This is a genomic window from Psychrobacter glacincola, assembly GCF_904846215.1.
GTDB lineage: Bacteria > Pseudomonadota > Gammaproteobacteria > Pseudomonadales > Moraxellaceae > Psychrobacter > Psychrobacter glacincola.
Genome location: NZ_CAJGZK010000010.1, coordinates 16,755 through 29,750, shown reverse-complemented (window position 1 = coordinate 29,750; position 12,996 = coordinate 16,755). Strand labels below are relative to the sequence as shown.

Sequence of the window (12,996 nt, the reverse complement as noted above, 5' to 3'; positions counted from 1 at the left end):
TGATCACCTCTTTGTTAATGAAAAATCAGTTTCATTGATCATATTTGATAGCCAAACTTTGGCTATGGTTAAGATACAAATTTTGACTACCAAACATTTACAACTGAGCTTTCTGATTAACCTGCTAGAGGGTTAGCGAACAACAATAGCATAGCAATACCAACACCGATCATCGGAATAGCATCAAGAAGACCTGCTACGATGAACATACGAGTTTGCAATTGTGAACCAAGTTCTGGCTGACGCGCAACGCCTTCTAGGAATTTACCGCCTAGAATAGCAAAACCAATACCTGTACCTAGTGCACCTAAACCGATAAGTAGTGCTACTGCGATAACTGTGTAACCACCTAATACTGGATCCATGGATGTATCCTCATTTACCTATTGAATGTCTAATTAATGTTCAGTTGATGATGCAAGTGACATATAAACTATCGTCAGCATCATAAATACGAACGCTTGAAGGGTAATAATTAAGATGTGGAAAATAGCCCACGGTACTGATAACGCCCATTGAATCCAAAACGGCATGAGAGCAATCAGTATGAAAATCAACTCACCGGCATACATGTTACCGAATAATCGCAGACCTAAAGAGATAGGCTTGGCTATCAAAGTAACAAACTCTAAGATAAAGTTGATGGGTATTAAAATAATTTGTACGATAGGATTTTTGGCACTAAACGGATGCAGTGTCAGCTCGCCAACAAAGCCGCCCAGACCTTTTTCTTTAATACTATAGAAAAGAATAAGTATAAAGACAGAAAAAGACATGCCAAGGGTGATATTAGGATCTGTGGTTGGAACGATCTTAAAGAACACATGATGCGGATCATGTCCCATCATGGCGCCGATTTGTCCGGCAAGGCCTGGAACAAAATCAACGGGTAGTAAATCCATCAAGTTCATTAAGAATATCCACACAAAGATGGTCAACGCCAAAGGCGCAATCAGCTTTGAGGTACCACTATAAGAGTCGCGCACGTTGTTATCAACGAACTCAACGATCATCTCAACAGCGGCCTGTAATTTACCCGGCACCCCTGAAGTGACTTTTCTAGCGACCATCCAAAAGATAGCGCAGAAAACAATGCCCAAACCAATTGACCAAAGCATGGAATCAAGGTGGATAGCTTTAAAGCCCATTGCACTAGCTTCTTCAGCAGTATAGGCAACTTTCCAACCTTCGCCCGGCAGATAGCCGTAAGTCCAGTTCGTTAAGTGGTGAGAGATATACTCTGTTGTCGTTTGCTCGCCTGCCATAATATAAGCTTCTTATTAGTCAACGATTTATCAACTACCAAAAAATACGGTTGTCATCTGATGAGGTTTTTAGCGCTTGCAGCTGCATCGTTTCAATGCAGATAAACAAACGATTCTAAAGCGCCTCTGTAAACAATAACATCCAACCCATAGTTCTGTTACTCATACTAAATTTGCTAGCTGATGATAAATTTTAGCTATCAAAAAAGGGCTTATCATTATTCATTAATGGCCCTTTAATGTGTACGGAAAATATCATATATTGTTAGCTTCGTTCGTTTTGACACGATAAACGCTTAATACAGCGATCGTAAGCAAGATATTTAGGCGCCTATATTAATGCAGCGTTGTATTCGTGTAAAGTCAATTATGACTTTTTTATCTACTGTATGAATAAGTTAAGGGCGTCCACGTTTGTTAACATGGCTTTGCGTCACTAATTAAATTGTAAGAATTTAATTATAAAGAGCAATAAACGCTCTCCTACCCGCAAATAACTGCCTATATTTTTATATCGAAAACTTATATCACCATTATCGCTGCTATTTTAAGACAATGCTTATATTTTGACTTACTAAATAGTCATAGAGAAGTTGGACAGCAGGGTGACCGGCTCAGTGCATTCAATAAGGCAACTATAAAATAGCTATCCTTTATCTACACTAGCGTATATGCCACAACATCCAACTGTGACTAATTTGCATTACCATAAAACCGATAAACAGCGCAGGCGCTGATAGGGGTTGTACGGTAATAAAAATTAGTGCGAAACCAAACACAGTCAATAGCCATTTGGCCATCTGACCCCGATAAAGCTGGCTAACAATATGTAAGCGCGCGCGATAACCGGTATACCAAAAGATAAAAAAAGCAAAGACCGCTTGTGTGGCAAAACTCAGCAATGCACCAATAGCGGTGCTTTTTGCAACAGTTAGCGCACTGTGCAGCCACATCGTATCTACAAGCCAAGCAGTAATAATAAGGATAAATAGTATCCATGCTTGACGTTTGATATAAATGCCAATTTTATCTTTTTGTGTGCGTTTGGCAGGCTTGGTCATGGTATTTCTATAGCCTTAAACATTTGGATTGTATAGCTATCTAACATCATCGCGACACTATTATCCGTGAATGGCTTACTCTATAGATGTTACCTTTTAACCAAAATTAAACGCAACTTATTATAGGGAGCGAGCCATTTTTAAGCAAGTAAAATATACCTTTTATCAGTCATCTATCTCAATCATCAACAATTCCGGTACTTATATGTAGATAACCGGTCTTTTATCGAAGCTATATCGAAGCCATGTCGCAGTCTTTAGCGACGCTTGATTAATGATTTCAATCACTAATTTTAATGCTTCTATTATGATATACATTGGCGAATTTGCTGCGCCATCATCTGCCAACCATTGACAAAGTCTTTACTGTTGCTCATATCTTCTGATTGTACCGTGCTATTCACTGGTCGTAGTTTGGCAAGCAAGCCTTTAGCCGGTTCACTTTGCGTCACTATACACATGGTTTTGGACGGACGGTTCTCGTTGACCCAGCGCAACTGACTGGCTTTGGGCGCTATATCTTCATCAACACTCAAACTACCTGCAAATTGTAACTGAGTAGCGCGCTCTAGGTATTGATAAGCATCGTGATAGGCCCAGTAAGGATGCTTTCGTAAAATGCTATTTTGTGCGCTTTGCTGTTGTATAGAGGCAACTGCTGCATCCATACGCTCAGCAAATTTCTTTGCGTTGGCATGATAGAGCTTTTTATATTGCGGATTGGCATGACTATGAATCACCGCTAACGCACGAGTAATAGCTTTGGCGTTTTCAGGATCAAGCCAGATATGAGGATCTAACGTGCCAGCAATAGGAACTCCTTGTACGTCACGTAGTGGATGCCGATTAAAAGCATCGAAAGCATATAGTGAGATGGCATTAGGCGCTTTATCTAAACTGGTGGCTAAGTTGTGCTCTAGTGATGCGCCAAACCACACCACAAACTTACTGTCTTGAATCGCTTTGATATCGCCGGGACTGATACTGCCGTGATGACCGACTTCACTTGGGTCCAATATTTGCTCAGCTGATGGCGCGCCTTTGGTCACCGCCTCACTTAATAAGAATAGCGGATAATTACTTACACTGACGGTAGCGGCTTGTGCACTCATTGCCAGTGAACTTAGTATCATAAGTGCCGCGATCAGCAGACGTTGTGGCTGTAACAGTGCGCGCCAACATTTATTAAAAGATGACGTGTTAAAGGAAGTGATAGTATGTAAGAGATTATTTATAGCATTATCGGCATTGTGACGGTGAGCGGTCATGTTCAGGCAATCCTGTTAATCGAATAAATGAAAATAATAGAAGATACGTTCTTTCTAATTTTCATTATGTTATACTATAACAATTAAAAGTGCTAATTTATTTTTCGGAGCTTGTACGATGTCCACTATTTCATCAGCCTGTCAGTCATCGGCCAGTGGCCCTGTAGACGATAATTGCCCACACGGCAGACAGTTGTATGACAGTCATGTTCACGAGGTGCAAGACTTTACGCAACATGACGTGGCCGAGCGGCTGGCAGCAGCCAAAGAGCAGTGTCGTACACATGGCGTACGTTTTACGCCCTTACGTGAACAGATATATATGCTGGTATTACAAGCCAATAAGCCTGTTGGCGCTTATGATCTCATCACTCAATTACAGCAAGCACGTTTATTAGACAGTGATAATGAGATTGATGGCGCAAAAAATGTGGCGCCGCCGACCGTTTATCGCAGTTTAGAGTTCTTGTTAAGCGAAGGCCTGATTCATCAGCTGACCTCTATTAATGCCTATGTTCCTTGTTGTCACCCACGGGCTCAGCATACGGCGGCGTTCTTAATTTGTGATCAATGCCAGCGCGTACAAGAATGTAGCAGTTTACCGGTCCAAGAGATGATCAGTTTTGCTGAAAAAGACATTGGTTTTACGGTTGCCCGTAGTGTCATTGAGCTTAGAGGGCGCTGCCAAGCTTGCCGATAAAGCGCTGCGAAATATTCTTCTATTCATTAATTTTTAAACTATTAGCTGCCAACTCATGAACCAATTAGTATCACCCTCTACTCGACCACCCTCTAAGCAAAGAGTCAGCACAGACAATGGAAAGCCATTACTGACTTTGAGCGATGTCAGTTACCATATTGGCCAACAACGTTTGGTATCGCATATTAATATCGATATGGCGATTAATGAAACCGTAAGTCTCATTGGCCCTAATGGTGCGGGCAAGTCAACGTTGGTGAAGCTTATTTTGGGGCTTATTACCCCTACTGAGGGTCAAATTACTGCTCATGGACCGTTGCAACTTGGTTATGTCCCGCAGCGTTTTGCCGTGCCACCAATCTTGCCATTACGAGTCTGCGATTTATTGGCGCAAGCTGACAAACGACGCTTGAATGATGAGCAGCGGCAATTCATTTTTGATAACTTGTCTTTAAACCACTTATTACCGCGGCAAATGTTGCATTTATCCGGCGGTGAGACTCAGCGGGTACTGTTGGCACGCGCCTTGTTAGACAAACCTAACTTACTAATTTTAGATGAACCGATGCAAGGCTTGGATCCTGATACGGAGCTTTGGCTATATCAGTTCATTGATGAATTACCAGACTTTTTACGCTGCGCCATGTTAGTCGTGTCGCATGACTTGCATTGGGTGATGAAAGGCAGTCGACGGGTGATTTGTCTCAATAAGCATATTTGCTGTGAGGGTCAACCGAGCGAGCTTGCGATTAGCAGTGAATTTCAAAAGCTATTCGGCCATCATTATGAGCAGCCTTATGTTCATCAGCCACACGCCTGTGAACATCACGCAGTAAGCGATCTATATAGGTAAATACTTGAACATTCATATGAGCCTGACATTTTATAATATGTTTGTTACTCACTGTACCCTCCCTAAAATTTTCAACGGATATCTGTTATGACCGCTTGGTTAGCTATCATTGCCCCTGCTTGGATTGCTGGCAGTATTTTGTCCCTGCTATCTGCGCCCTTAGGTTGTCTTGTACTGTGGCGACGCATGGCATTTTTTTCGGATGCTCTGGCACATGGGACGCTACTTGGCGTCGCCTTAGCGGTCTGGTGGCAGTTGCCAATGGGCATTGGTATCGCTTTGGTTAGCATCATAGTGGTGTTTGGACTGGTACTCATTGATGATGAACGGCTTCCTGCCGATGCGGTACTGGCAGTGGTTGCGGTATCCTTGCTGTGTTTGGGACTATTAGCATTGACTCAGCTTACCAATCAGCAAGCCAATGTATTAGGATTCTTATTTGGTAACTTACTTGAGCTTGGGTGGGCAGATTTACCGTTATTGGCGGGTAGTGTGCTGATCGGGTTAGGATTATTGGCCTATATTTGGCCCGCGCAAATTAAACTGGCGACGCATGAAGCGTTAGCCCGTATTCAAGGCATTAATCCCACACGCCAACGACTGTTTTTTATGGGCGTATTGGCAGGATTCTGTGCGATTGCCTTGCAAGCAGTGGGTAGCTTATTGATCAGTGGCTTGCTGGTATTACCGGCACTCACGGCACGTCTATATTCAACGTCGCCAAAACGAATGGTCATCATCGCGCTGATCGTTGCTCAACTCGGTGTGACACTTGGTGTATGGGGCAGTGTCTGGCTAGATATACAAACAGGACTCTCTATCGTCTTAATCTTAGCCAGTTTATTTTTTATTGCCTTAATTATCTCAAAATTGACCACATCGAAATCCATATTGGCAAAGTTTTGGGCGTCACGTCGTTAGAAGGCAGACAATTTTCCATAACACGTTATAGCTATCAGTAATATGATGGCTATTTTTCTCTCCCTTATAGAACTTTATTTCATTAAAATTGCTAGAGCTTTCATACGCTTAATGTTGTAAAATTTCACTAGTGCTATCAATAGTATAGTTAAACATCTCTAAAAATATACCAATTATATCTAACAGCGCTTTATGCAGGAGGGGATGCCCCTCTTATTAGTCTAAGGCGCCCTCTACAAAAACGACGCTGGAAAGTCAGGTGAGCTGTAATTGCTGACCTGTCATGACGCATTTAATCATCTTGATATCTCAAAAACGTTCATTGTTTTTCTGCGATAGAGGACAAAATTCAATGCCTAGCTATCCTGTGAGTACCGTCAGCACGCCAGACGGACAGGTAAATATATTACAAATCACTGATTTGCATTTATCATCACATGTGCCAGCTTCTGCTGATGAAATCAGTAGCGAAGTCGCCGTTTGCCAATACAGTTTTGAGGCGATTATCAAGCAAGCATTAAGCAAAGAGATACGGTGTGATTTGATTATTGTGACAGGCGATTTGGTTAATAAAGTAGAGCCTGCTATCTATGACCATATTTTTACAGTATTGCAGAAGACGGGCATTGCTTTTGTCTGTATCGCTGGCAATCATGATGTGACGGATGAGACGGATGAGGATTTACCTTTTTACCAACGGACACTGATTGCTCGCGCTGCTGACCCACGTCTGCTTAGTTGTCATCTGATTGAATCTGAGCATTGGCAGATGCTTCTACTCGACTCATCGATTACTGGCAAGGTAGAAGGCAAGATTACGGCGACCGACATTGATTGGGTATGTGCACAGCTAGCATCTTGTGCTAAGCCGGCGCTCATTGCACTTCATCATCATATATTGCCCGTAGATTCTGAATGGATTGATAACCACATGGCAGAAAATGCAGAGGAATTTTGGCAGCACATTGCGCCCTTCGCTCATCTGAGCGTGATTATCAATGGGCATACTCATCAAGAGCAAACACGCCATCATCAAGGCGTTACTGTGTATAGCACCCCTTCTACTTGCTATCAATTCAAGCCATTTGAAGACAATTTTGCCTATGATAAAAAATTGCGACCAGGATATCGTTGGTTGCAATTAGCCAACAATGGAAAGGTTGCAAGCTGGGTTGAAAGACTAGATACTTGATGACCAGTTTTATTGACTAGAATCAGTTACTTATTTGGCTATGATGTTACTTTGAGCTTGGCGGTTATATTACTCACTGATTTTGCTTGATTCATTCTAGAATGGCTGGCACAGTACAGGTTTATATCATTATAACCAATCGCATCTTTGTCTTGAGAGCCGTGTTTTAAAGACAGTATTACACACGACAAATAGTGATAAAAATGACAACAGTCTAATATATAATTAGGCCATATTATAAAAGCTAGGATGGCTACATCGACCACAGTTTAAGTGTTCACAGTCAGTGATTTATTATTTTATTTTGGCATGACCATTTAAATAAAAACATTTATGACAATATACTTGACCATTGACATATCAATATCGGCATATCAAGATAACCATCCTAATCAGATCAGCTGTATTACTGAGTGGTAAAATGTTTTATAAAGGGAAAATTTATAGCGTTTGGTAAATTGATAACGTCTGGTCTTTTGACAGTGCGTTTTATTGAATTAATTTGAAAAAGTAGGATACCCATATGAGCACCCTGACCACGAATCCAAGTGATGTTAAGTTTACGCCTTATGTACCTGCCAAAGACGAAGAATATATGTCTGATGAGCAGTTAGCGCACTTTAAGGCGATGTTATTAGACTGGAAGCATCAGCTTATCGGTGAAGCCGATCGCACCAAGACTTATATTCAAGATGAGTCGAGCGCTATGCCAGATATCAATGATCGGGCGACCCAAGAAGAAGAGTTTGCTTTGACTTTGCGTACGCGTGATCGCGAACGCAAGCTTATTCGCAAAATCGACAAGTCTATTTCAGAAATCGAAAATGATGATTATGGTTTTTGCGAGACTTGTGGCGTAGAGATTGGCTTGCGTCGTCTCGAAGCACGCCCAACGGCGACCCAGTGCATCGACTGCAAAACCTTGTCTGAGATTAAAGAGCGCCAAAATCAAGGTCATACCTAAACGCGCTTAGGTTTGATAAATGAACGCCTATAGCGAACTCAATCCCTCTTAAACGATTATGAGAATAAATGCGAGCGACCATTGATTGGTCGCTCTTTTCGTTTCATCAATAGGCTGTGCGCGGGTTGATAAGTGACCAACAAAATATGTGCATATGTTAAATATCTTTTTATAATGAGATTGTTTATTCTATTTGTCTCTCTGGTCATTTTACAATAGCTGGCTATTTTGAAAACATCTAACCCCTCTAAATCAGAAAAACCTATGCCAATAAATACGACATTGCCCAAGCCTATTGGTCGTTTTGCGCCTTCACCCACAGGTGAGCTTCATCTTGGCTCATTAACGACAGCGCTTGCCAGCTTTTGTCATATTAAATCCATCGGTGGCAAATGGTTATTACGTATCGAAGATACGGACACCGAACGTTGCGACAGACAGTTCACTGAGCAAATTTTGATAGATTTAGAGGCGCTCGGTCTCAACTGGGATGACGATGTTATTTTTCAGTCTGAGCGCATTGATATTTATAATGATTATGTCTCTTCAATCTTAAGTCCCTTGACTTATGGCTGTCAGTGCTCACGTAAGCGTTTAGAGCATTATTGGACACAGCAAGAGCAGACAGCGCTTAATGATGCAAACATATCAACTGACTTTTCCATTAACGATGATAAAAAAGTGGATAGCGACCTACAACCTAATAGGCAGCGCTACCCACGTTTTTGTATTGAGGCGGATTTAAGTCCGACGCAACATAAGCTGCGTATTCAGCTGCCAGATTATTGTATTGGATTTAATGATGGTATTCAGGGCATACAGTGGGATAATCCGCAACAAACCTTAGGGGACATGGTGGCTCGGCGTCAAGATGGTATGATTAATTATATTTTGGCGGCAAGTCTTGATGACGGACTACAACACGTCACTCATATCATGCGTGGTTTGGACATCTTACCGATGACGACGGCTCAAATCAGTATCATGCAAGCGGCACGCTTACCGACTATCGATCATTGGTATCATCTGCCCTTGATATGTAATCAAGATGGTCAAAAACTCTCTAAGCAAAATCTTGCCCAGCCTATCGACACTCGCCACCCAAGTAAATTACTTGCCTATGCATTACAGCTATTAGGGCAATTGCCAGTCGAGCATGACTCGCCGGATCGTATGCTCAATCAAGCGATTGCCCAATGGGATAACGCGCCATTACAAGGTAAACAGTCTTTAAATATGCCTACTGTAGAATAAAACCACATAACAAAAAAACGCCGCTACGAGCGACGCTTTGCTCAATCAAAAATGCCACTTAATAATAACGACACTGGCTTTTTTCAATCTCAGGACTTTCTTTATAAATCTTTAGTAGCACCGCCACCATCACTAGGCTAATCAGCATTGATGAGCCGCCATAACTAAAGAAAGGCATCGTCAAACCTTTGGTCGGAATTGCGCCCATATTCATCGCGGCATTGATAATGGTCTGCGCAATAAACACCACCGCAATACCAAAAGCGGTATAGCTCATGCGCATCTGCCGACGTTTTAGAGCGTTATAACTGATACGCATTGCACTACCAATAATCAACGCCTCAAGTATCAGAATCATCGTGACCCCAACGAAACCCAACTCTTCACCCGTAATAGCCAATAAAAAATCGGTATGCGCTTCTGGTAAATGGGACAGTTTCTGCACACTTTCACCGTAACCAACGCCAGTAAACTGACCTCGACCAAAGGCAATTAAACTGCGCGCCAGCTGATAATCGGTATCTTGCACATCATCAAAAGGGTCCAGAAACGACATTACCCGTACCAACCGGTACTGTACCGTCGCAACCATCAATACGGCGCCGCCGACAGCGACCGCACCCAAGGCGATAAACTGTTTGTAGGGCGCCCCAGCAATATAGAAAATCGCAAACACCATGCCGATAATAACCACAAAGGAGCCAAAATCTGGCTGTGCTAAGAGTAGGAAGGTTATCATTCCAACCACCAACGCAATCCTTAAAAAGCCATCCCAACCGTTACGAACCTCAAATGAGCGGCGTACCACAAAATCTGAGACAAATATAATCATCACCAGCTTAGCCAATTCTGCTACTTGGAAATTAAAACCTCCCAAGCTCAGCCAACGCTTAGAGCCATTAATCGGCGTGCTAAATAAGGTTGCAAACAGCAAAGCTCCCGTAATAGCTAAGAGTATAAATTGGGTTTCGGTTTTATATAAGGTTTTTAAGGACACAACCCGATAAGAAATGGCAGCGACAGCCAAACCAATACTCATATAAAGCAGCTGATTATAAAAAAAATGCAGTTCTGTCATGCCGCGGCTGAGCGCAAAAGGAATAGAAGCCGAAGCCACCATTAATAGACTCAGTACCAACATACAGCCAACGCTTGATAACAAGATCGCACGCGCAGATGGCATAGACAAAACGCCATCTGAACCATTAGGTTGCCGAGGTTGAGAAGAAGAACGAGAGAGAGAAGAGAGCGCCATAATTTTATATACACTAGCAAACGAAAAAACACGGCGTTTATGCAACGCCACCGTTTAAAAACTAAAAAATAGATTTGATGAGACAGACCTTGCTTTGACAGTAGCAGCAATTTATAGGCAAAACAATCATTTATCCAGAAAACGCTTGCCGTTTTACGATTATAAGGCGCAGGTCACATAATGTTGTAACAAGGCGCTTTATACGACTGAATATGACGACATAGACGCTTAGGTTTTGCCGCTTATGATATAGTCAGTCCTAAATAAAAGAAATACAAATAGTATCAAGCACTACTGGGGTTAATTTTCTTGCTTGCTGTGCCTACGCAGACAGAGGCTGCGAATAATTAACCCCAGTAGTGCTGTACTCCTTTAAAAGTGGACCAACTATAGTGCCTATTGAGACACAGCATCTAACTGCTTGACGAGCTGGCTAAAATGCTCGCCGCGAGCGACAAACCCATTAAACTGATCGAAGCTGGCACAAGCAGGCGACAATAATACCGCCTGTACTTGCGACAAACTACTTGCCGTTACTTGCTCAATCATCGCAAAAGCTCCTTCCAATGTCTGACATTGATGCAGGCTGACCTCATCACTGAGACCTGCGGCGCGTAAATGCTGTTCAATCTGCTGACTGTCTTCACCAATAAACAGCACTTGGCTGACATATTGATTGATAAAAGGTGAGAGTTCACCAAACTGCTGACCTTTACCTTGACCGCCCAATATTAATAGCAGCTTACCGTCTTTTGGCGCATAAACGGCACCTAAACCTTCAACAGCCGCCATGGTTGAGCCAATATTGGTGCCCTTAGAATCATTAAAGTAATCGATGCCAGCGACTGTAGCGACATATTGGCAACGATGCTCAAGCCCTGCAAACTGCTGCAAAGTGTTAAGCATACTCTCAAGCGGCAAACCAGCAAGCTCACCCAATGCCAACGCGGCTTGGGCATTAAGCAGGTTATGACGTCCCTTTATCTTTAATTTGTCTGCTGATATGAGATGCTCTGTACCACGTGCCAAATAAGTCTGCCCTGCTGCATCCGTAATAAGCCCATAATGCCCTTTATTAGGCGCATGAATACCGGTGCTCAGTCGCGGCAAACTGTCTGAAACCAACGGTCGGGTCAAGGCATCTTCACGATTAATCACCACCGATTTGGCACCTTGAAAGATACGATGCTTGGCTTGGTGATAGCCGAGCATATCGCCATGACGGTCTAAGTGATCAGGCGACATATTGAGGACTGTTGCGACCTGCGCCCCTAAGTTGGTGACCGTTTCTAACTGAAAACTGGATAACTCTAAAACCACCAGCTCCATTTTATCATTACTCAAAAGGCTCAGCGCTGGCACGCCAATATTGCCGCCTACGCCAACATTGATACCTGCATCTGCCGCCATTTGTCCAACCAGAGTGGTCACGGTACTCTTGGCATTTGAGCCCGTAATCGCAATGATTGGGACGGTACAGGCCTCACAAAATAGCTGAATATCACTGACCACTGGAATATTTGCCGCACGCGCCGCGGCAATCGCAGCATTATCTAGAGAGATACCAGGGCTGATAATAATTCGTGCTGCTTGTTGTAATAACTCTGCATCTATCGCGCCAAACTGCCTGATATCGATAGTAGCAGGTAGTTTATCTGCTAACGCGGGATTTTCCTGATTGTCAGTGATGGCAACTTGGTAGCCTTGCTCAGCCAAATAATGCGCGACCGATAACCCCGACTGCCCCAAACCGACCACGACTTGTAAACCACTGCCTTTATGAAGTAAGGTTGTTGCTGCGGTGCTAGCGGTCATGGCTTTTCCTTTTATGAGACGAACAAATAAACGAACAAAATGCTATCAAGAAAACAGGCAATTGACATACTGCACATATCGCCTGAACAACCTGCTTAAAATGAATAGCATGATAACGGTATCAACCACATTTCGGTACTGATTTTTCAATACTTTATACTATGAGACGGCGGTTTTTATATTGAGTGGCTAATGCTATAATAGCGACCGTAGAAAGAATCACTATATTGACGACCAGTTCAGCCTAGCGTTTTAGTTTATCATGTTGTCACACTTATCGTGCGACTGTCGCCTCTCATTAGTAATGTTTCATATTATACTAATGCCATGACGGCCATACGCTCCCATATTTTTTATCATATATATTTTTATAATATTTCTGACAGCTTATCTGTCCTCTTCTACCGCAAACCATGATTGCGGACACAGTTTTATCATTCTAGATACG

Annotated in this window: 12 protein-coding genes; 6 read left to right on the top strand and 6 right to left on the bottom strand. The window is 42.7% G+C overall.

The genetic code is table 11. The features are described from left to right. Positions 1-116: 116 nt before the first annotated feature. From atpE to JMW90_RS07435, 4 genes are all read right to left on the bottom strand, one after another. Positions 117-365: a F0F1 ATP synthase subunit C gene (gene atpE / locus JMW90_RS07450; RefSeq protein ID WP_010197960.1), complete on the bottom strand. Its 249-nt coding sequence runs from the start codon at positions 363-365 to the stop codon at positions 117-119. A 33-nt stretch (positions 366-398) separates the two neighbouring features. Next, on the bottom strand, positions 399-1,265 hold the full coding sequence (gene atpB / locus JMW90_RS07445) for a F0F1 ATP synthase subunit A (protein ID WP_201562768.1): 867 nt from the start codon (positions 1,263-1,265) through the stop codon (positions 399-401). Positions 1,266-1,927: 662 nt separating this feature from the next. Then, positions 1,928-2,326: an ATP synthase subunit I gene (locus tag JMW90_RS07440; RefSeq protein WP_201562766.1), complete on the bottom strand. Its 399-nt coding sequence runs from the start codon at positions 2,324-2,326 to the stop codon at positions 1,928-1,930. Positions 2,327-2,631: 305 nt separating this feature from the next. Next, positions 2,632-3,594 carry a metal ABC transporter substrate-binding protein gene (locus tag JMW90_RS07435; RefSeq protein ID WP_201562764.1) on the bottom strand — a complete coding sequence of 321 codons (963 nt, stop codon included), beginning with the start codon at positions 3,592-3,594 and terminating at the stop codon, positions 2,632-2,634. Positions 3,595-3,712: 118 nt separating this feature from the next. Between JMW90_RS07435 and JMW90_RS07430 the strand changes: the two genes are divergently transcribed. From JMW90_RS07430 to gluQRS, 6 genes are all read left to right on the top strand, one after another. After that, entirely contained in the window at positions 3,713-4,294 is a 582-nt protein-coding gene (locus JMW90_RS07430; protein ID WP_201562762.1) for a Fur family transcriptional regulator, read from the top strand. A gap of 55 nt (positions 4,295-4,349) precedes the next feature. Then, positions 4,350-5,147, top strand: a complete 798-nt coding sequence (locus JMW90_RS07425; protein ID WP_227691898.1) for a metal ABC transporter ATP-binding protein — start codon at positions 4,350-4,352, stop codon at positions 5,145-5,147. An 87-nt stretch (positions 5,148-5,234) separates the two neighbouring features. Then, on the top strand, positions 5,235-6,068 hold the full coding sequence (locus tag JMW90_RS07420; protein WP_201562760.1) for a metal ABC transporter permease: 834 nt from the start codon (positions 5,235-5,237) through the stop codon (positions 6,066-6,068). Positions 6,069-6,420: 352 nt separating this feature from the next. Then, positions 6,421-7,260, top strand: coding sequence for a metallophosphoesterase (locus tag JMW90_RS07415; RefSeq protein ID WP_201562758.1), 840 nt, complete (start codon positions 6,421-6,423; stop codon positions 7,258-7,260). A gap of 523 nt (positions 7,261-7,783) precedes the next feature. Then, complete coding sequence (dksA, locus tag JMW90_RS07410; RefSeq protein ID WP_201562756.1) at positions 7,784-8,224, top strand: RNA polymerase-binding protein DksA; 441 nt, start codon at positions 7,784-7,786, stop codon at positions 8,222-8,224. A gap of 264 nt (positions 8,225-8,488) precedes the next feature. Beyond that, positions 8,489-9,478: a tRNA glutamyl-Q(34) synthetase GluQRS gene (gluQRS, locus tag JMW90_RS07405; protein WP_201562895.1), complete on the top strand. Its 990-nt coding sequence runs from the start codon at positions 8,489-8,491 to the stop codon at positions 9,476-9,478. A 58-nt stretch (positions 9,479-9,536) separates the two neighbouring features. Here gluQRS and JMW90_RS07400 read toward each other — a convergent pair whose 3' ends face one another. Both JMW90_RS07400 and murD read right to left on the bottom strand, forming a co-directional pair. Continuing rightward, positions 9,537-10,733: an FtsW/RodA/SpoVE family cell cycle protein gene (locus JMW90_RS07400; RefSeq protein ID WP_227691897.1), complete on the bottom strand. Its 1,197-nt coding sequence runs from the start codon at positions 10,731-10,733 to the stop codon at positions 9,537-9,539. Between the two features lie 396 nt (positions 10,734-11,129). Beyond that, positions 11,130-12,548, bottom strand: coding sequence for a UDP-N-acetylmuramoyl-L-alanine--D-glutamate ligase (gene murD / locus JMW90_RS07395; RefSeq protein WP_201562754.1), 1,419 nt, complete (start codon positions 12,546-12,548; stop codon positions 11,130-11,132). Positions 12,549-12,996: the final 448 nt, after the last annotated feature.